Annotated in this window: 21 protein-coding genes and 1 pseudogene; 8 read left to right on the top strand and 14 right to left on the bottom strand. The window is 71.5% G+C overall.

The window, feature by feature from the left end:
• Nucleotides 1-128 precede the first annotated feature (128 nt).
• Nucleotides 129-320, top strand: a complete 192-nt coding sequence (rpmB, locus tag ACFQS1_RS13990) for a 50S ribosomal protein L28 (RefSeq protein ID WP_026207002.1) — start codon at nt 129-131, stop codon at nt 318-320.
• 72 nt (nt 321-392) lie between these two features.
• Here the strand turns inward: rpmB and ACFQS1_RS13985 are convergent, their stop codons facing one another.
• Nucleotides 393-863: a GNAT family N-acetyltransferase gene (locus ACFQS1_RS13985; protein ID WP_378967846.1), complete on the bottom strand. Its 471-nt coding sequence runs from the start codon at nt 861-863 to the stop codon at nt 393-395.
• Between the two features lie 18 nt (nt 864-881).
• Complete coding sequence (locus ACFQS1_RS13980) at nt 882-1,820, bottom strand: thiamine-phosphate kinase (protein WP_378967844.1); 939 nt, start codon at nt 1,818-1,820, stop codon at nt 882-884.
• Nucleotides 1,821-1,933: 113 nt separating this feature from the next.
• Here ACFQS1_RS13980 and ACFQS1_RS13975 point away from each other — a divergent pair, with 113 nt between their 5' ends.
• Both ACFQS1_RS13975 and ACFQS1_RS13970 read left to right on the top strand, forming a co-directional pair.
• Nucleotides 1,934-2,167, top strand: a complete 234-nt coding sequence (locus ACFQS1_RS13975; protein WP_378967841.1) for an Lrp/AsnC ligand binding domain-containing protein — start codon at nt 1,934-1,936, stop codon at nt 2,165-2,167.
• A 3-nt stretch (nt 2,168-2,170) separates the two neighbouring features.
• Complete coding sequence (locus tag ACFQS1_RS13970; protein WP_378967839.1) at nt 2,171-2,809, top strand: DUF3515 domain-containing protein; 639 nt, start codon at nt 2,171-2,173, stop codon at nt 2,807-2,809.
• Nucleotides 2,810-2,813: 4 nt separating this feature from the next.
• Here ACFQS1_RS13970 and ACFQS1_RS13965 read toward each other — a convergent pair whose 3' ends face one another.
• A complete protein-coding gene (locus tag ACFQS1_RS13965; RefSeq protein WP_378967837.1) occupies nt 2,814-3,908 on the bottom strand; it encodes a D-alanine--D-alanine ligase family protein in 1,095 nt (364 codons plus the stop codon).
• Nucleotides 3,909-4,016: 108 nt separating this feature from the next.
• Between ACFQS1_RS13965 and ACFQS1_RS13960 the strand changes: the two genes are divergently transcribed.
• Entirely contained in the window at nt 4,017-4,499 is a 483-nt protein-coding gene (locus tag ACFQS1_RS13960) for a hypothetical protein (protein ID WP_378967835.1), read from the top strand.
• A gap of 4 nt (nt 4,500-4,503) precedes the next feature.
• Here the strand turns inward: ACFQS1_RS13960 and ACFQS1_RS13955 are convergent, their stop codons facing one another.
• The 7 genes from ACFQS1_RS13955 to ACFQS1_RS13925 all read right to left on the bottom strand — a co-directional run bounded on the left by ACFQS1_RS13955 (nt 4,504) and on the right by ACFQS1_RS13925 (nt 9,711).
• Nucleotides 4,504-5,187 (bottom strand): hypothetical protein, encoded by a 684-nt coding sequence (locus ACFQS1_RS13955; RefSeq protein ID WP_378967833.1) that lies wholly within the window; start codon nt 5,185-5,187, stop codon nt 4,504-4,506.
• The gene (locus ACFQS1_RS13950; RefSeq protein WP_378967831.1) at nt 5,184-6,065 is read right to left on the bottom strand and encodes an ABC transporter ATP-binding protein; all 882 of its coding nucleotides are present in this window, start codon (nt 6,063-6,065) and stop codon (nt 5,184-5,186) included. Before ACFQS1_RS13950 ends, ACFQS1_RS13955 begins: the two co-directional genes overlap by 4 nt.
• On the bottom strand, nt 6,062-6,415 hold the full coding sequence (locus tag ACFQS1_RS13945) for a GntR family transcriptional regulator (RefSeq protein ID WP_378967829.1): 354 nt from the start codon (nt 6,413-6,415) through the stop codon (nt 6,062-6,064). The genes ACFQS1_RS13950 and ACFQS1_RS13945 overlap by 4 nt, the downstream gene beginning before the upstream one ends.
• A 77-nt stretch (nt 6,416-6,492) precedes the next feature.
• Nucleotides 6,493-6,846: a hypothetical protein gene (locus ACFQS1_RS13940; RefSeq protein WP_378967826.1), complete on the bottom strand. Its 354-nt coding sequence runs from the start codon at nt 6,844-6,846 to the stop codon at nt 6,493-6,495.
• Complete coding sequence (locus tag ACFQS1_RS13935; RefSeq protein ID WP_378967824.1) at nt 6,843-7,988, bottom strand: cystathionine gamma-lyase; 1,146 nt, start codon at nt 7,986-7,988, stop codon at nt 6,843-6,845. The genes ACFQS1_RS13940 and ACFQS1_RS13935 overlap by 4 nt, the downstream gene beginning before the upstream one ends.
• Entirely contained in the window at nt 7,985-8,980 is a 996-nt protein-coding gene (locus ACFQS1_RS13930) for an NAD(P)H-dependent glycerol-3-phosphate dehydrogenase (RefSeq protein WP_378967822.1), read from the bottom strand. The genes ACFQS1_RS13935 and ACFQS1_RS13930 overlap by 4 nt, the downstream gene beginning before the upstream one ends.
• On the bottom strand, nt 8,977-9,711 hold the full coding sequence (locus ACFQS1_RS13925) for a lysophospholipid acyltransferase family protein (protein ID WP_378967820.1): 735 nt from the start codon (nt 9,709-9,711) through the stop codon (nt 8,977-8,979). The genes ACFQS1_RS13930 and ACFQS1_RS13925 overlap by 4 nt, the downstream gene beginning before the upstream one ends.
• A 215-nt stretch (nt 9,712-9,926) precedes the next feature.
• Between ACFQS1_RS13925 and cofC the strand changes: the two genes are divergently transcribed.
• From cofC to ACFQS1_RS13905, 4 genes and pseudogenes are all read left to right on the top strand, one after another.
• The gene (cofC, locus tag ACFQS1_RS13920) at nt 9,927-10,571 is read left to right on the top strand and encodes a 2-phospho-L-lactate guanylyltransferase (RefSeq protein WP_378967817.1); all 645 of its coding nucleotides are present in this window, start codon (nt 9,927-9,929) and stop codon (nt 10,569-10,571) included.
• A gap of 19 nt (nt 10,572-10,590) precedes the next feature.
• The gene (locus ACFQS1_RS13915) at nt 10,591-10,788 is read left to right on the top strand and encodes a cold-shock protein (protein ID WP_378967815.1); all 198 of its coding nucleotides are present in this window, start codon (nt 10,591-10,593) and stop codon (nt 10,786-10,788) included.
• Between the two features lie 199 nt (nt 10,789-10,987).
• A pseudogene (locus ACFQS1_RS13910) lies at nt 10,988-13,096 on the top strand (RNA degradosome polyphosphate kinase); the annotation flags it as partial.
• A complete protein-coding gene (locus tag ACFQS1_RS13905; RefSeq protein WP_378967813.1) occupies nt 13,096-13,974 on the top strand; it encodes an NUDIX hydrolase in 879 nt (292 codons plus the stop codon). The pseudogene ACFQS1_RS13910 and the gene ACFQS1_RS13905, both read left to right, overlap by 1 nt.
• Here ACFQS1_RS13905 and ACFQS1_RS13900 read toward each other — a convergent pair.
• The 4 genes from ACFQS1_RS13900 to leuC form a co-directional block, all read right to left on the bottom strand.
• On the bottom strand, nt 13,931-14,347 hold the full coding sequence (locus tag ACFQS1_RS13900; protein WP_378967810.1) for a hypothetical protein: 417 nt from the start codon (nt 14,345-14,347) through the stop codon (nt 13,931-13,933). The two genes, ACFQS1_RS13905 and ACFQS1_RS13900, sit on opposite strands and share 44 nt — an antisense overlap.
• A 103-nt stretch (nt 14,348-14,450) precedes the next feature.
• Complete coding sequence (locus ACFQS1_RS13895; protein ID WP_378967808.1) at nt 14,451-15,248, bottom strand: HU family DNA-binding protein; 798 nt, start codon at nt 15,246-15,248, stop codon at nt 14,451-14,453.
• A gap of 259 nt (nt 15,249-15,507) precedes the next feature.
• Nucleotides 15,508-16,095 (bottom strand): 3-isopropylmalate dehydratase small subunit, encoded by a 588-nt coding sequence (gene leuD, locus ACFQS1_RS13890; protein ID WP_378967806.1) that lies wholly within the window; start codon nt 16,093-16,095, stop codon nt 15,508-15,510.
• Between the two features lie 29 nt (nt 16,096-16,124).
• Entirely contained in the window at nt 16,125-17,570 is a 1,446-nt protein-coding gene (gene leuC, locus ACFQS1_RS13885) for a 3-isopropylmalate dehydratase large subunit (protein ID WP_378967804.1), read from the bottom strand.
• Between the last annotated feature and the right edge of the window lie 49 nt (nt 17,571-17,619).

The raw sequence follows: 17,619 nt of genomic DNA, 5'->3' as shown, positions 1-17,619 counted from the left end.
GGGAGACCGCACCCTGACCGGGGGTGATTGGCTGTTGCGGCGCGCCATCGGGTAACCTTGCCGGGTTGCCTTGGCGATGGTTCGCGGGGCTGCCTTGACGATCTAGAAGACAACCTCAGGAGTACCCCGTGGCTAGCGTGTGCGACGTCTGTGGCAAGGGACCGGGCTTCGGCCACAACGTGTCCCACTCGCACCGGCGGACCAACCGCCGCTGGAACCCGAACATCCAGTCGGTGCGCACCCCGGCCGGTGGCGGCACCACCAAGAAGCTCAAGGTCTGCACCTCGTGCATCAAGGCCGGCAAGGTCGTCCGCGCCTGACCTGAGCTCCACCACACTTCAGCCGCCGGGCCGCAAAGCCCGGCGGCTATTTGTGTGTCGGAGCGTCAGGTGTCAGAGGTTCTTGGCGAAGGACAGCACGCCCTCCTCGCCCTTGTAGTACCCGAAGTCCTCGATGCGGGCGTACCCGGCCGACTGGTAAAGGCCGATCGCCTCGGGCTGCCGGTCGCCGGTCTCCAGGATCAGCCGCGAACACCCGGCCGCCCGCGCCGACTCCTCGATCGCCGCCAGCATCCGCCGGGCCAGGCCGCGCCCGCGGGCGGGCTTGGCGGTGAACATCCGCTTGAGCTCCGCGTCGGCGGCGCCGTGCCGGCGCCAGCCCGCGCAGCCGATCAGCCGCTCGCCGTCGTCGGCCACGAAGAACGCCCCGTTCGGCGGGGTGAAGTCGTCGTCGCCGATGGGCGTGTCGTCGCCGCTGCCGCCATACCGCTCGGACAGCTCGTCGAGCACTTCGACCAGCAGCGCCCGCACCGCCGGGTCGCCGAACTCCGCCGTCCTGATCTTGATTTCCGGAACTTCGAGCACGGCGACGACGGTACGTCGTCAGCGGAAATGATCCCAGCCCGCGGGTCCGCTCCAGGCCTTGCGGTCGACGGTGATCCCGGTCCCGTTGTGTACCGTCCCGATCTCGCGCCACCCCCCGGGCAGAGCGGCGCCGGGCGGGAACGTCGCCACCAGCGCGTGGTCCTCGCCGCCGGCGAGCAGCCACTGGTACGGGTCGACGCCCAGCGCCGCGGCCGCGTCCCGCATCGGGCCGGGCACCTCGAACGCGTCGGTGCGCACGTCGATCCCCACGACGCCGGCCGCGGCGATGTGACCGAGATCCTGCAGCAGTCCGTCCGAGACGTCGATCATCGAAGTGGCGCCGTGCGTCGCGGCCGACGGTCCCGCGGCGTACGGCACCTCCGGCCGCCGGTACGCCTCGACCAGCATCTTGGGCGTACGAAATCCCCGGGAAAGAATCGTGTAACCGGCCGCCGCGTGACCCGTACGCCCGGCAATCGCGACCACATCGCCCGGCTGCGCCCCCGACCGCACCACCGGCGGCCGGCCGCCGAGGTCGCCGAGCGCGGTCACCGCGATGGTGATCGTCCGGCTCGACGACATGTCGCCGCCCACCACGCTCGCGCCGACCAACGCCGCCTCCTCCGACAGCCCGCCCGCCAGTTCCTCGGCCCAGGCCACGTCGAGGTCGGCCGGCGCGCAGAACGCCACCAGCAGCGCCGTCGGCGTCGCTCCCATCGCCGCGATGTCCGCGAGGTTGGCCGCGGCCGCGCGGTGCCCGATGTCGGCGGGGCCGGACCAGTCGCGGCGGAAGTGCCGCCCCTCGACCAGCACGTCCGTGGAGGCCACGACCCGGCCGTCGGGCGCGGCCACCACCGCGGCGTCGTCGCCCGGCCCGAGCAGTGCCGCGGAACCCGTCCCGAGCCGCGCGACGACCCGGGAGATGAGCCCGAACTCGCCGATCTCGGCAATGCTCACCAGCGCAGCGCCCCTCTCCTGACAACAGCCCCCAAGGTGGCGTCCCGCAGCCGAGTGTGTTCTTACGGTAGTTTCACGTTCTGGTTACGGCTGGCGGCGGATGGGAGCGGATTGTGGTCCAGGCATACATCCTGATCCAAACAGAGGTCGGAAAGGCTCATGACGTGGCCGTATCGATCGGAAAGATCCCCGGAGTGATCCGGGTCGACGCGGTCACCGGGCCGTACGACGTGGTCGTGCTGGCCGAGGCGCACACGGTCGACGACCTCGGCGGGCTCATTGTGAGCAAAGTCCAGAACGTCTCGGGCATCATGCGGACGCTCACCTGCTCCGTGGTAAACCTCTGAACCATGGTTGACGTGGAGACCAGACCCGAGGCGAAAAGACCGGACCCGACGACCCGCAGCGCCGCCCTCTGGGCCGCCGCGTTCGCCGTGCCGATCGCCATCGTGGCCGGTCTCATCATGTTCGCGCGGTTGAGCCCGGGCGATCAGAAGGCCGACCCGGCGGCGACGGCCACCTCGGCCGCCGTGGTTCCGGCCACCCCGGTGCGGATGGCGGCCCCCCGGCTCGACGCCCGCGCCGCCCAGGTCTGCCTGGCCGTCACCTCGCAGCTACCGACGACACTGCGCGACCTGCCCGGCCGCAAGGTCAGCGCCGGCCCCGAGCAGAACGCGGCGTGGGGCGAGCCGCCGATCACCGTGGCCTGCGGCGTGACCCAGCCGACGATGTGCGAGCGGATCGACGGCGGCCATCCCGGCTGCGTGCCGCTCGACGCCACCATGTACGCGATGAACGGCGTCTGCTGGTGGGGCCAGGATCTCCCGGCCACCGACGTGTTCACCACGATGGACCGTGAGGTCGCCGTGCAGGTGAGCGTGCCCAGCAGCTATCAGCAGACGGCGCAGTGGGCCAACGAGTTCTCCGACCCGGTGGTCAAGACGGTCAAGTCCCGCGACAAGGGCGTGCCCACCGGCTGCACGCGATAAAGGGTCAGTGCAGTCCGGTCCCGCGGCGCAGCGCCGTGCGGATCAGCCGGTCCACGACCTTCGGGTACTCCAGCCCGGTGGCCGCCCACATCAGCGGGAACATCGAGGTCGGCGTCATGCCCGGCATCGTGTTGATCTCGTTGAGGTAGATCTGGTGGTCGGCGGTGACGAAGAAGTCGACCCGGGCCAGGCCGGCGCAGTCCAGCGCGGTGAAGGTGCGCCGGGCGTACTCCTGGACCCGCGCGGCGACGGGGCCGGGGAGGTCGGCCGGGATGTCGTAGCGGCCGCCGTCCAGGTACTTCGCCTCGAAGTCGTACCAGTCGTGGGAGTCGACGTGGATCTCGGCGAGCAGGGACGCCTCCGGCGCACCCCCGGCCTCGCCCTCGAGCACGCCACACTCGATCTCGCGGCCGGCGATCGCCGCCTCGACCAGCACCTTGGGGTCGATCCGCCGGGCGGTGGCGATCGCCGCGTCCAGGTCGGCCCAGTCGCTCACCTTGGTGATGCCGTGCGACGAGCCGGCCCGCGACGGCTTCACGAAGACCGGCAGGCCGAGCCGCTCCTTGTCCGCCTCGGACAGTTCGGAGCCGGCCCGCAACACCGCGTACGGCCCCACCGGGATGCCCTCGACGGCCGCCAGCTTCTTGGTGAACTCCTTGTCCATGGCCGCCGCCGAGGCGAAGACGTTGGCGCCGACGTACGGGATGCCGGCCATCTCGAGCATGCCCTGGATCGTGCCGTCCTCGCCGTAGGCGCCGTGCAGGACCGGGAAGACGACGTCGACGCCGGCCAGCGAGGAGACGCCCGCGGCCGGGTCGCGCACGATGAGCTCGGTGGCGGTCGGGTCGGCGGCGAGCACGACCGCGTTGCCGCTCGCGGTGGTGATCTCGGGGAGCTTGCGGTCGCTGATCGCGAGGGTGGCGGGATCGGCGCCGGCCAGCACCCAGGCGCCGTCCCGGGTGATGCCGACCGGGACGACCTCGTACTGACCCGGGTCGAGCGCGCGCAGGATGCTCCCGGCGCTCACGCACGAGATGGCGTGCTCGGTGCTGCGTCCACCGAACACGATCGCGACGCGGGTCTTCCGAGGAGTCGTCACTTTTCTCGCGCCTCTCGCTAGCGGTCATGCCGGGGGGAACCCTACTCTGCGTTAGCCACTCACGGGTTCACCCGTCCGCCGCCACGGAACAAGGAAAACTGCGGGTTCATGACTGCGTCACTCCACGTGATCTTCGGCATGGGTACCGGCCGGCTCGCGACCATCGCGCACCCGCGCGGCGACGGCTGGGCCGCCGATCGGCTGAGCGCGCTGGCCGCCGACGGCGTGTCCGTCCTGGTCTCCGCGCTGACCGCCCCCGAGCAGCAGCGGATGGGCTTCGACAGCACCGTCGCGGCGGCCGCCGCGCTGGGCGTGGAGATCGTCACGTTCCCGCTCGGCGAGGCCGGCGTGCCGCGCGAGGAGGCGGCCCAGGTCGTGCTGCTGGCCGGCCGGCTCGCCGCGCACGTACGCGCCGGCCGGTTCGTCGCGATTCAGTGTTTCGGCGGCGTCGGCCGGTCGACCCTGCTGGCCTGCCTGACGCTGGTGCTGCTGGGCATCGCCCCGGGCGACGCCCTGCGCCGCGTCACCGGTGGCGAGCCGGCCCCGGTGACGCGCGACTGGCTGCACGAGCTCGTCCTGCAAAAGGCCTGAGCGCTCAGGCGGCCGCCGGGCGGATCGCCACGTCGCTGATCAGCCGGTGGAAGAGCCACCCACCCAGCCCGGTCGCCAGCAGTGAGAGCGCCAGCGCCGCCGGGTACGGCACCCGGCCGGCCAGCTCGCCGAACTCGTTGTACCCGAGCAGCACCTCGGCGACCGCCGCCGGCACCAGCCCGCCCAGCATCACCACCAGCCCGGTCCACGGACGGAACCGGTAGAACCCGGCCGAGACGGCCGCCCCCGACACCAGATAGGCCGCCGCCACCGGCAGGACCGAGCCGAGCTCCCGCAGCGCCCCGCCGGCGGTCAGCGTCGGGTAGTCCGCCCCCCGGGCGCCGAAGGCGTTCAGCAGCAGGCTCTCCACCTCGTGCCCGAGCACCACCGCGACGGCCCAGCCCAGCACCATGACCAGAGCGAACACCCCGGCCCCGGCGATGAACTCGTGCCGGGTCACCCCGTTGACCACGAACTGCCGCAGCTGCATGGCGACCAGGATGATGCCGACCACCAGCAGCCAGTACTTCGCGGCCGACCCGGCCAGCACCAGCCACATGCTGAAGTCGAGGTCCGTCACGCTCGTCACGATCGCGGTGACGATCGCGGTGACGGCCACCAGGATGATCGCGAACGAGATGGAGATGATCGGCCGATAGATGCGGAACAGGGCGCCGGTGACGCTCATCGGGTGGCCTCCCACCGGGGCGCGGACGACGTGAGGTGGACGAAGAGGTCCTGGAGGCCGACCGGGCCGAAGGTCAGCCCGGCGCTCTCGCCGCGGGCGACCTCCTCGGGCGTCGGCCGCCAGTCGAGGGTGACCGCGCTGACCCCGCCGAGGCTCTGCTCGCCGAGCACCGGCCGCCCGACCACGAACTCGCCGACCGCCATGGCCGGCCCGGTCACCGTGACCCCGCGCCCGCGCAGCTCGTCGGTCTCCTCGTGCAGCAGCACCCGGCCGCGGTCGATGATGATCACGCGTTCGAAGAGGTCGGCGACCTCCTCGATGAGGTGCGTGGAGAGGATGATCGTGCGCGGGTGGGCCAGGTAGTCGTCGAGCAGCTCGCGGTAGAAGGCGGCCCGGGCCACCGCGTCCATGCCGAGGTACGTCTCGTCCAGGATGGTCAGCGGCGCGCGGGAGGCGAGGCCGAGCACGATCCCGACCGCCGACTTCTGCCCGCGGGACAGCGACGAGGCCCGCTTCCTGGGGTCGATCTCGAAGAGGTCGAGCAGCTTGGCCGCGTAGTCGGCGTCCCAGGTGGGCCGCATCCAGCCGGCGAAGGTCAGCAGCGCCCGCACCTTGTCGGACTCGTTGGTGTCGAGCGTGTCGCGGATGAAGCAGGTCTGCCGCATCACTGCGGGGTTCTCGAAGGCGTCGGCGCCGTCGACCCGGATCGTGCCGGCCGCCGGGCGGCGGAACGAGGCGAGCGCGCTGAGCAGGCTGGTCTTGCCGGAGCCGTTGCGCCCGAGCAGGCCGTAGATCTTGCCGGTCGGCAGGTCGAGGTCGATGCCGTCGACCGCGACGGTCGAGCCGTACCGGACGGTGACCCCGCGCAGCTCGATCATCGCGCACCGCCGAGGTGCCGGACGATCTCGTCGATCTCGATGCCGACCCGCTTGGCCTCGGCCAGCATCGGGTCGACGACCTCGGTGAAGAACCGCTCGCGCCGCTCGCGCCGGAGCTTCTCCCGGGCGTCCGGGCTGACGAACATGCCGATTCCCCGCTTCTTGTAGAGCACGCCCTCCTCGACCAGCTGGGCGAAGCCCTTGGCCGCGGTGGCGGGATTGATCCGGTAGAAGGCCGCGTACTGGTTGGTGGACATGACCTGTTCGTCCTCCTTGAGGGAGCCGCTCAGGACGTCGTTCTTGATCCCGTCGGCGATCTGCAGGTAGATCGGGCTGCGGTCGTCGAACACCGAGCCTCCCTAGTTCTGCGGTTCATTACTCATGTAACGAACCATAGAACCTAGTGCTCCGGGAGGTCAAGTGAAAGTCAGGCCGCGAAGGCCTGCGGCAGCACTCCGTCGTCCCACAGCCGATCGAGGTGTGCGAGGAAGCCCACCAGGCTGCATTCCAGCGCACGCCGCTCGCCGGCGGACAGGGCGGCGAGCGGGTCGGAGAAGACGAGTCCCTCGGGATGACGAGCCCGGGTGCCGACGAACTTGCGGCAGCCGGCGCACCAGACATAGCTCACGAGGGTGGGGCGACGAGCATTTTCAGGCGCATTCACGTACGTCCGGAGCCGGCGCTCGCCGCACGCCGGACAGATCCGCTCCCCCGGTGCGGCGAAGAAGCTCTCCCCGGTCGTCAGGGCCGCGACCTCGTCGCCGGAGAAGCTACCGATCAAGCTTGGTCCAAGGCGGCGGTCAGATCGGCCACCAGGTCGGCCGTGTCCTCGATGCCGCAGGAGAGCCGCACGAAGCCGGGCGCGGTGTCGTCGCCCCACTGCGCCCGGCGGTCGGCGGTGGTGTGCACGCCGCCGAACGAGGTGGCCGCGAAGACCAGCGCGGCCGCGGCGAGGAACCGGGCCACCCGGTCGGCCGAGCCCAGGTCGAACGAGACGATCCCGGGAATCCGGCGCATCTGCTTGCTCGCCACCTCGTAGGCCGGGTCGGACTCGAGCCCGGGCCAGCGGACCCCGGTCACGTCCGGCCGCTGCGACAGCAGCGCGGCGATCGCGCCCGCGTTCGACGTCTGGCGGGCCAGCCGCAGGTCGAGCGTGGCGATCGACCGGTGTGCCAGCCAGCAGTCGAAGGCGCCCGGCACCCCGCCGGTCTGCTTGCGCCAGGTCTCGATCCGGTCGAACAGCGCGTCGTCGGCGGTCGAGACGTAGCCGAGCAGCACGTCGGAGTGGCCGGTCAGCGCCTTGGTGCCGGAGGCGACGACGATGTCGGCGCCCAGGACCAGCGGATTCTGCCCGAGCGGCGTCGGGGTGGTGTTGTCGACGGCGACCAGGGCGCCGGCGGCGTGCGCGGCCGCGGCGACGGCCTGGATGTCGCACACGTCCAGGCCCGGGTTGGCCGGCGTTTCCAGCAGCACCAGCCGTACGCCGGAAAAATCGGGATATGGCCCGGCGGTCGGCACCTGCAGCGAGGTCACGCCCAGATCTCGGAGGGTTCCCTCGGCGAAGGCGCGCACCGTGAAATATCCGTCGGAGGGCAGCGCCACGGTGTCGCCCGGGCGCAGGACCGAGAGCAGCAGCGCCGTGATCGCCGCCTGACCGCTCGCGAAGACCAGCGTGGGCGCCCCCTCGAGCTGCCCGATCGCCGCCTCCAGTGCCCGCCGGGTGGGGTGCTCGGTGCGGCCGTAGCCGTTCTCCCCCGGCCCGGTCGCCGGGTCGAGATGGTACGGCGCGGCGAACACCGGCCCGGGCAGGAACGGCTCGCCGACCACCGGCTCGGGCAGTCCCGCGTGCACCACCCTGGTGCCATCAGAAAGGCTGCCTTCAGGCCGGTCAGGGGCGGCGGCGGGGTGGTTGGACGGGATCATTCCGGTTTGATCTCCCGTGTCATCAGCATCTTGACCGCTATCCGCGGGTCGGCGCCCTCGTGGCACACCTTTTCCACCTGCTCGACGATCGGCATCTCGACGCCGTGCGCCCGGGCCAGATCGCGGATCGACAGACAGCTCTTCACGCCCTCGGCGGTCTGCCGGGTGGCCGCCTGCGCCTGTTCCAGGCTCTCGCCGCGGCCCAGGTGCTCGCCGAAGGTGCGGTTGCGCGCCAGCGGCGACGAGCAGGACGCGACCAGGTCGCCCAGCCCGGCCAGCCCGGCGAAGGTCAGCGGGTCGGCGCCCAGCGCCGCGCCCAGCCGGGCCGTCTCGGCCAGCCCGCGGGTGATCAGCGACGCCCGGGTGTTGTCGCCCATGCCCATGGCGACCGTCATCCCGTAGGCCAGCGCGATCACGTTCTTGACCGCGCCGCCCAGCTCGCAGCCGACCACGTCGTCGCTGGTGTACGGCCGGAAGTAGGGCAGGGCCAGGGCGTGCTGCACCCGCTTGGCGCGGTCCTCGTCGAGGCAGGCAACGACGGTGGCGGTGGGCTGGCCCGCGGCGATCTCGGGCGCCAGGTTGGGGCCGGAGACCACCACCACCCGTTCCGGCTCCACCTGCGCGGTCTCGACGATCACCTCGCTCATCCGCCGGGTCGTGCCGAGCTCGATGCCCTTCATCAGCGAGACGATCGTCGCGTCCCGCCCGAAGTGGCCGGACCAGTCGGCGAGGTTGCCGCGCAGCGTCTGGGACGGCACCGCGATGGCGATCAGGTCGGCGCCGTGCACGGCCTCGGCCAGGTCGCCGCTGGCGGTGACCGTCTCGGGCAGCTTCACCCCCGGCAGCGAGATCTCGTTGCTGCGCCGGTCGCGGATCTCCTCGACCACCGAGGCCTTCCGCCCCCACATGGTCACGGACGCGCCGGCCTCGCCGAGCACCTTGGCGAACGCGGTGCCCCAGGCGCCCGAGCCGATGACCGCGGCCCGGGTCATCCCGTCTCCCCGGTCGTGTCGGCCGGCTTGGCGGCGGGCCGGGCGTAGAGGCCCTCCGGCGCCGGCTCGCCCCGCACCTCGGCGACCAGGCGCTGGACATCGAGCATGATGGCGTCGGTCATCTCCTCGAGCACGGCGCGGGTCGGCGTGGCGCCCTGCCAGCGGGCGAAATCCACCGGCTTGCCGGCGGTGACGGTCACCGGCGTACGCGGCCGGATGCGCAGCCTGCTCGTGCGCGGGTCGTAGATGGTCTGCGACCCCCAGTTGGCCATCGGGATCACCGGCGCGCCGGTGAGCAGGGCGAGCCGGGCCGCGCCGGTCTTGCCGCGCATCGGCCACAGGTCGGGCTGGCGGGTGGTGGTGCCCTCCGGGTAGATCACCACGGCGCCGCCGTCGTCGAGCGCCTCCACCAGCGCGTCCAGCGACTTCACCGCCTCCACACTGCCGCGTTCCACCGGGATCTGCTTGACCTTGCGCAGGAACGGGCCCAGGACCGGCACCTTCCACAGGCTGGCCTTGCCGAGGAAGCGCGGCCAGCGGCCGGCCCCGTAGATGAAGTGCGCCACCACCAGCGGGTCGAAATGCGACGCGTGGTTCGGCGCGATGATCACGCCGCCGGTCCGCGGGATGTTGTCCATCCCGGTCCAGGTCCGCCTGGTCCAGACCTTGAGCACCGGAAGCACCAACACCACCGCGAAACGCTGCCAGAATCCCAGCCCGCGCTGCGCCACGGCCCCTCCTGCCCTACCCACGGCGTGTCCCCACCGCGGCCGATACCTCGCCAGGAATCATGCCTGCTCCCGGCGCGCGGGACCAGGCAGGGGTGCCTGACCTGCCCGCTGGCACACTTGCGGCATGACCGCCCGCACCGAGCGGCAGTCAGCCGGCGCCGGACAACGGCGTCGCCGGCGAGGGCCAGAAGGCATGCCAAAGGAAGGCACAGGCGATGTTTGCGGACTGGACGGCGGTGATCCCCGTCAAACGGCTGAGCGCGGCCAAGAGCCGCCTGCGCGGCGCCGTGCCCCCGGCCCGCCACGCCGACCTGGCGCTGGCCATGGTGCGCGACACGGCGACGGCGGTGCTGGCCGGATCGGCCGTGGCCGAGCTGGTGGTGGTGACCGACGACCCGGTCACCGCGACCGCGGTGACCGAGCTGGGCGCCCGGGTGGTGCCGGACCGGCCGGGCGCCGATCTCAACGAGGCGATGCGCTTCGGCGCCGACGAGGCGGCCGGCCTCGACCGGTTCCGCGTGGTGATGACCGGCGACCTGCCCGCGCTGCGCCCCGAGCAGCTCGACGAGGCGCTGGCCACGGCGCAGGGGCGCAGCTTCGTGGCCGACGCGGCCGGCACCGGCACCGTGCTGCTCGCGGCCCCGCCCGGCGTCCCGCTCGGCCCGCGCTTCGGCCTCGGCTCGGCGGTGGCCCACGCGGCCTCCGGCGCCACCCCGCTCGCCGGCGACTGGCCGGGCCTGCGGCAGGACGTCGACACCCCCGCCGACCTGGCCGTCGTGCTGGCGCTCGGCGCCGGCCGGCACACCTGCGCGCTGCTGCGTGATCTGGGACTCACGGTGAGTTGCGCTCCCGCCGCGTGAACCCGGTAGCGTGCAGGGCATGCAGGGCACGATCGCGACCTTCGACCCGCGGACCCGGGCCGGGACCCTCCTCCTCGACGACGGCACTGAGCTGGCCTTCGACGCTGACGCGTTCCAGCGATCCGGGCTGCGGCTGCTCCGCCTCGGCCAGCGCGTCGTCGTGGAGGCCGAGGCCACGGGCCTGATCAGCCGGTTGGCCATTCCCGGAATCGGTTGAGTTGATCTAGGCGCCGTTCGTTTCACGTTTCCCCGGAAACCGCGATGATGGAGCGATGCAGACCCCGCCCCGGATCCCCGAAGCCCGCCGGCGTGGCCCCAACGGCCGCTTCCTGTCCCGGAGCCGGGAAAGCAGTACCGACCAGCACCAGCCGCAGCGATCGACGGAGCGCCGCATGACCGACATCGAGACCACCGAGGCGCCGGCGACGGACGAGGTCTTCGAGTCCGACAGCGCGCCCGAGCTGCCCGAGGACCGCTTCCTCAATCGTGAGCTGTCCTGGCTCGACTTCAACGCGCGCGTGCTGGCGCTGGCCGAGGACCCGAACACGCCGCTGCTCGAACGGGCCAAGTTCCTGGCCATCTTCGCCAGCAACCTCGACGAGTTCTACATGGTGCGCGTCGCCGGGCTGAAAAGGCGGCTCAGCGCCGGCCTGCCGATGCGCGGCGGCGACCGCTCGTCGCTGCGCAACCAGCTCGAGATGATCAGCGAGCGCACCGCCGACCTGGTGACCCGCCATTCGGCCTGCTTCACCGACGAGGTGCGCCCCAAGCTGTCGGCCGAGAGCATCCAGCTGGTCAGCTGGGGCGAGCTGGGCCCGGCCGAGCGCGAGCGCATGCGCACCTACTTCCGGGAGCAGGTCTTCCCGGTGCTGACCCCGCTCGCGGTCGACCCGGCGCACCCGTTCCCGTACATCTCGAGCCGGTCGCTCAACCTGGCCGTGGTCCTGCGCGACCCCGAGGACAGCCACTCCGAGCTGTTCGCCCGGATCAAGGTGCCCAACAACGTGCCCCGCTTCGTCACGGTGCAGAACGACAGCCGGGCGGTGCGCTTCCTGCCCGTCGAGGAGCTCATCGCGGTCCACCTCGACCAGCTCTTCTCCGGCATGCAGATCCAGGAGTGGCACCTGTTCCGGGTGACCCGCAACGCCGAGCTCGAGGTCGACGAGGACCGCGACGAGGACCTCCTGCAGGCGCTCGAGCGCGAGCTGGCGCAGCGCCGCTTCGGCCCGCCGGTACGGCTCGAGGTGGCCGCCTCGATCAGCGACCACGTGCTCGACACCCTCTGCCGCGAGCTCGACATGGATTCCCAGGACGTGCTGCGCGTGCCGGGCCTGCTCGACCTGTCGTCGCTGTGGCAGGTGTTCGGCGAGACCGACCGCGACGATCTGAAGGACCGCCCGTTCGTCCCGTCCACCCACCCGCAGCTGGCCGACGGCGAGGTGCCGCGCAGCGTGTTCAACCGCCTGCGGGAGAGCGACATCCTGGTGCACCACCCGTACCACTCGTTCTCGACGAGCGTGCAGCGTTTCATCGAGCAGGCCGCCGCCGACCCCAACGTGCTGGCCATCAAGCAGACGCTCTACCGCACCTCCGGCGACTCGCCGATCGTCGACGCGCTGGTCGACGCGGCCGCGGCCGGCAAGCAGGTGGTGGTGCTGGTCGAGGTCAAGGCGCGCTTCGACGAGGTGGCCAACATCGCCTGGGCCCGCACGCTGGAGCGGGCCGGCTGCCACGTGGTGTACGGCCTGGTCGGCCTCAAGACGCACTGCAAGACCGCGCTGGTGGTGCGCCAGGAGGGCAACCAGATCCGCCGCTACTGCCACATCGGCACCGGCAACTACCACCCCAAGACGGCGCGGCTGTACGAGGACTTCGGCATGCTCACCGCCGATCCCGAGGTGGGCGCGGACGTCACCGACCTGTTCAACGTGCTGACCGGGTACAGCCGGCAGCGGTCGTACCGCCGGCTGCTGGTCGCGCCGCACGGCGTCCGGTCCGGACTGATCGAGCGCATCGAGCGGCAGGCCACGATCGCCCGCGAGGGCGGCGAGGCGCTCGTGCAGTTCAAGGTGAACTCACTGGTCGACGAGGAGACCATCGACGCGCTCTACCGCGCCTCCCAGGACGGCGTGCGGATCGATCTGATCATCCGCGGCATGTGCGCGCTGCGCCCGGGCGTGCCAGGCCTGTCCGACAACATCCGGGTCCGCTCGATCGTGGGCCGCTTCCTCGAGCACTCGCGGGTGTTCCGGTTCGGCCCCGGCGACGACGCCGAGTATTGGATCGGCTCGGCCGACCTCATGCACCGCAACCTCGACCGCCGGGTCGAGGCGCTGGTGCGGGTGACGCTGCCGTCGGCCCAGCGCGACCTGCGGCAGGTCCTCGAGATGTCGATGAGCGACGAGAGCGAGGGCTGGGACCTGCACGGCGACGGCACCTGGCACCGGCGCCAGTACGGCCCGTCCGACCAGCACATGCACCTGCAGGAGGCGCTGCTGCGCCGCGTCATCGGCAAGGCGGCCTGATGCCGGAAGTGGTTCGGGCCGCGGGCGGCGTGCTCTACCGCCCGGCCGGCGACGGCGTCGAGATCTGTCTCGTGCACTGTCCCCGCTACGACGACTGGGCGCTGCCCAAGGGCAAGCTGGACGCCGGCGAGCACCCGCTGGCCGGCGCGGCCCGCGAGGTGGCCGAGGAGACCGGCTGCGCCGGCATCCCGCAACTGAGGCTGCCCACGCTCGCGTACGACCTGCCGGACGGCACTCCCAAGACGGTCGACTACTGGCTGATGCGCCTGGGCGAGGACGGCCCGGTGCGGGACACGTCCGAGGTCGACGAGATCGCGTGGCTGCCGCCCGGCGCGGCCGCGGCCCGGCTCAGCTACGACGACGAGCGCGGCCTGCTCGCCCGCCTCGCCGGCCTGCCGCCGATCACGTCGATGGTGGCGCTGGTGCGGCACGCCCACGCCGGCGAGCGCAAGGAGTGGAAGGGCAACGACGCCCTGCGGCCGATCGACGAGCGGGGCCGCGAGCAGGCCGAGCAGATCGGCGGGGTGCTGGCGCTGCTGCGGCCCGACCGGCTGGTCGCGGCGACGCCGTTGCGGTGCAAGCAGACGCTGGAGCCGTTGGCGGCGTTGCTCGGCGGCGTCCCGATCGTGCAGGACGGCGCGTTCGCCGAGCCGGCGGACATCGACGAGGCCCCGGCCCGGGCAAAGCTCGGCGCGCAGCGCCTGCTCGAGCTGCGCGGCGCGGGCGTGCCGGTGATCTGCAGCCAGGGCAAGGTCATGCCCACGATGCTGGCCACCCTGTGCGACGAGTCCGACCCGGCGCCCTACAAGACGCCCAAGGGCGACGGCTGGCTGCTCACCTGGTCCGGTGACCGACTGCTGGACGCATCGCGGATCTAGGCGGGTCCGCCCGCCACAGGCCGAGCCGGTCGCCGGTGAGCCAGCGCGCCCGCCACAGCTCCTCCTCGCGCGGCTCCCAGTCCCGGTAGGGCAACAGCGCGACCCGCCAGCACAGCACGCACGTGAGGTACCAGCCGTAGAGCGGGACGACGCCGAGCCAGCCGTCCCGCGCCCGGTAGGACCCCCACGGCGCCAGCACCCGCACCGCGAGGCCCGACCAGGCGCAGGTGACCAGCCAGTCGAGCAACCCGTTGCCGGTCCACGACTCGGTCAGGTCGCCGAGCGTCCATCCGGGCACCACGGCGACCGCGAAGAGCCCGGCGGCGACCAGCGACCGCCCGACCAGCCCCCGAGGTTCCGCTTCTCGCTGCATTCCCGGACGGTAGGCAGAGCCGCCGCATCCGCGCCTGAAGACACGAAAGGCGTCCACCGAAGGGTGGACGCCCAACGCGCCGCCTGCGCGGCGTACGGCTCGGTCAGCGGGTCTTGCGGGACGCCGACGTGTTGGCCCGGGCACGCGCCGGGGTGGCCGCCGCGGCGGCCGTCGTGGTCTTGCGGGCGGTGGTCTTCTTGGCCGCCGCCGTCTTGGTGGCGGTCGCCGTCTTCTTCGCCGGCGTCGCCTTGGCCGCCGTGGTCTTCTTGGCCGCCGCCGTCTTGCTCGCCGCCGTCTTGGCCGGAGCCTTGGTGGCGGTCGCCTTGGTGGCGGCGGTCTTGGTGGCGGTGGCCTTGGTGGCGGTCGTCTTCTTGGCCGCGGCCGTCTTGCTCGCCGCGGTCTTGGCCGGAGCGGCCTTCGTGGCGGTCGTCTTCTTGGCCGCCGCCGCCCTGGTCGCGGTGGTGGCCGTCTTCTTGGCCGGCGCCGCCTTGGTCGCCGTCGTCTTCTTGGCCGCGGTCGTCGTCCTGGCAGCCGCGGCGGTCTTGGCGGGAGTGGCCTTCGTGGCGGTGGTCTTCTTCGCCGCCGCGGTCGTCGCCGCCTTCTTGGCGGGGGCCGCCTTGGCGACCTTTCCGGACGCGACCATGTCCTTGAAGGCCGTGCCGGGCCGGAATGCGGGCACCGACGTTTTCTTCACTTTCACCGTCTCGCCGGTCCTCGGATTGCGCGCGGTACGCGCATTGCGCACCCGCTTCTCGAAGGAGCCGAAGCCGGTGATGGCTACCTTGTCGCCCTTGGTGACAGCGTTCTGCACCTCGCTGATGACCGCATCCAGCGCCGCCGTCGCCGTCTTGCGGTCTCCCAGTCGGGCGGCGAGCGCCTCGATGAGCTCGGCCTTGTTCACGGTAAATCCTCCCGAACGTGAGATGGTGCTGGTTCCCGACCGGCGACGAGCCGCACCGTGCTTGAGTCCGGCACTCCGCCTCCACCGTCGCGAACAAGCATCATTGGCCCCAATGCGAGCCATTCTGCGCGCACCGTATGCCCTCTGACCAGCAGACACAAACATTAGGGCAAAAAAATCCCTTGTGTTGCAACGAAAACGCCCCCGCCGGAGATGCGGCGGGGGCGGAATTTCGTGCTCTGGCAAGCGTTTTGAAGCCTCAGGCGAGAGCCGGCTTGAAAGCGGGACGGCCCTTCTCGTACGCCGTGATGGCGTCCTCGTGGCGCAACGTCAGTCCGATGTCGTCGAGGCCCTCCATGAGCCGCCACCTGCTGAAATCGTCGATCGGGAAGGACCAGGCGGCGTCGTCCACGCGCACCTGACGGCCCTCGAGGTCCACCGTGATCTGCTTTTCCGGCTCGCTCTCGGCCATGTCCCAGAGCGCCTCGACGGCTTTCTGGTCGAGCTGGACCGGCAGCAGACCCTCCTTGAGCGCATTCCCCCGGAAGATATCGCCGAAGCGGGCGGCGACGACCACCTTGAAGCCCCAGTCGCGCAGCGCCCAGACCGCGTGCTGGCGCGAGGAACCGGTGCCGAAGTTGGGCCCGGCGACCAGGATCGTGGCGCCGGCGTGCGCCGGATTGTTGAGCACGAACGAGGGGTCGTCGCGCCAGGCGCTGAACAGACCGTCCTCGAATCCGGTGCGGGTGACCCGCTTCAGATAGACCGCCGGGATGATCTGGTCGGTGTCCACATCGGAGCGGCGCAGCGGCATGACCTTGCCGCGGTGGCTGACGAACTTGTCCATCAAGAAACTCCTGTCACAGATCGGCCAGATCAAAGGTCGGCCGGGGCGGCGAGCCGGCCGACCACGGCGGTGGCGGCGGCGACCTGCGGCGAGACCAGGTGGGTGCGCCCGCCCTTGCCCTGCCGGCCCTCGAAGTTGCGGTTGGACGTGGAGGCGGCCCGCTGGCCCGGGCTCAGGGTGTCGGGGTTCATGCCCAGGCACATCGAACAGCCCGCGAACCGCCACTCGGCGCCCGCCTCGGTGAAGACCTTGTCGAGGCCCTCGGCCTCGGCGGCCTCGCGCACCTGGTACGACCCCGGCACGATCATCATGCGGACGCCCTCGTGCACCTTGTGGCCGCGCAGCACATCGGCGGCGGCGCGCAGGTCTTCGAGGCGGCCGTTGGTGCAGGAGCCCACGAAGACCACGTCGACCGGGACGTCGCGGAACGGCGTGCCGGGCGTGAGGTCCATGTACTCCAGCGCGCGCCGGGCGGCGTTGCGGTCGGTCTCCTCGACGAACTCCTCGGGGTCGGGCACCGCGGCGTCCAGCGGCGCGCCCTGGCCCGGGTTGGTGCCCCAGGTGATGAACGGGCTGACCGCCGAGGCGTCCAGGATGATCTCGGTGTCGTACTCGGCGCCCTCGTCGGTCACCAGCGTCTTCCAGTACTCGACCGCGGCGTCCCACTGCTCGCCCTTGGGCGCGTGCTCGCGGCCCTGGAGGTAGGCGAACGTGGTCTCGTCCGGCGCGATCATGCCGGCCTTGGCGCCCCACTCGATGCTCATGTTGCAGATGGTCATCCGGCCCTCCATCGAGAGCTTGCGGATGGCCTCGCCGCGGTACTCCACGATGTGGCCGTTGCCGCCGCCGGTGCCGGTCTGCGTGATGAGCGCGAGGATCAGATCCTTGGCGCTGACGCCGGGGCGCAGCTCGCCGACCACCGTGACGGCCATCGTCTTGGGCTTGGCCTGCGGCAGGGTCTGGGTGGCGAGCACGTGCTCGACCTCGCTGGTGCCGATGCCGAAGGCCAGCGCGCCGAATGCGCCGTGCGTGGCGGTGTGCGAGTCGCCACAGACGATCGTCAGGCCGGGCTGGGTGAGGCCGAGCTGCGGGCCGATCACGTGCACGATGCCCTGCTGGACGTCGCCGAGCGGGCGGATCTGCACGCCGAACTCGGCGCAGTTCTTGCGCAACGTCTCGATCTGGGTGCGCGACACCGTGTCGGCGATCGTGAGGAGCTCGCCGCGGCGGTTGTTGAACGCCGGATCCGCGTACCCGGTCGGGGTGTTGTGATCCTCGGTCGCGAGCGTGAGATCGGTGCGCCGCACCCGGCGACCGGCCAGCCGGAGGCCGTCGAAGGCCTGCGGGCTGGTCACCTCGTGCAGCAGGTGGAGGTCGATGTAGAGCAGGTCGGGCTCGCCATCGGCAGCCCGCACGACATGGTCGTCCCAGACCTTTTCCGCCAAGGTCCGCGGCTTCGGAGTGACTCCCACCATCTGGACATCCTAAATTCTGGGAGGTATGTTTCGGCTTGTGGGACACAGT

It is taken from the genome of Paractinoplanes rhizophilus, assembly GCF_042664765.1.
In the GTDB taxonomy this organism is placed as follows: domain Bacteria; phylum Actinomycetota; class Actinomycetes; order Mycobacteriales; family Micromonosporaceae; genus Actinoplanes; species Actinoplanes rhizophilus.
Note: the sequence above shows the minus strand (reverse complement) of the source record. Positions and strands in the feature narration are given on the sequence as shown.

Coding starts and splice junctions, on each gene's coding strand:
- ACFQS1_RS13905 (WP_378967813.1), top strand. CDS start 13,096: ATGCCGGAAGTGGTTCGGGCCGCGGGCGGCGTGCTCTACCGCCCGGCC.
- ACFQS1_RS13950 (WP_378967831.1), bottom strand. CDS start 6,065: ATGATCGAGCTGCGCGGGGTCACCGTCCGGTACGGCTCGACCGTCGCG.
- ACFQS1_RS13930 (WP_378967822.1), bottom strand. CDS start 8,980: ATGACCCGGGCCGCGGTCATCGGCTCGGGCGCCTGGGGCACCGCGTTC.
- ACFQS1_RS13960 (WP_378967835.1), top strand. CDS start 4,017: ATGACTGCGTCACTCCACGTGATCTTCGGCATGGGTACCGGCCGGCTC.
- leuD (WP_378967806.1), bottom strand. CDS start 16,095: ATGGACAAGTTCGTCAGCCACCGCGGCAAGGTCATGCCGCTGCGCCGC.
- ACFQS1_RS13955 (WP_378967833.1), bottom strand. CDS start 5,187: ATGAGCGTCACCGGCGCCCTGTTCCGCATCTATCGGCCGATCATCTCC.
- ACFQS1_RS13935 (WP_378967824.1), bottom strand. CDS start 7,988: ATGATCCCGTCCAACCACCCCGCCGCCGCCCCTGACCGGCCTGAAGGC.
- ACFQS1_RS13915 (WP_378967815.1), top strand. CDS start 10,591: ATGCAGGGCACGATCGCGACCTTCGACCCGCGGACCCGGGCCGGGACC.
- ACFQS1_RS13900 (WP_378967810.1), bottom strand. CDS start 14,347: ATGCAGCGAGAAGCGGAACCTCGGGGGCTGGTCGGGCGGTCGCTGGTC.
- ACFQS1_RS13970 (WP_378967839.1), top strand. CDS start 2,171: ATGGTTGACGTGGAGACCAGACCCGAGGCGAAAAGACCGGACCCGACG.
- leuC (WP_378967804.1), bottom strand. CDS start 17,570: ATGGTGGGAGTCACTCCGAAGCCGCGGACCTTGGCGGAAAAGGTCTGG.
- cofC (WP_378967817.1), top strand. CDS start 9,927: ATGTTTGCGGACTGGACGGCGGTGATCCCCGTCAAACGGCTGAGCGCG.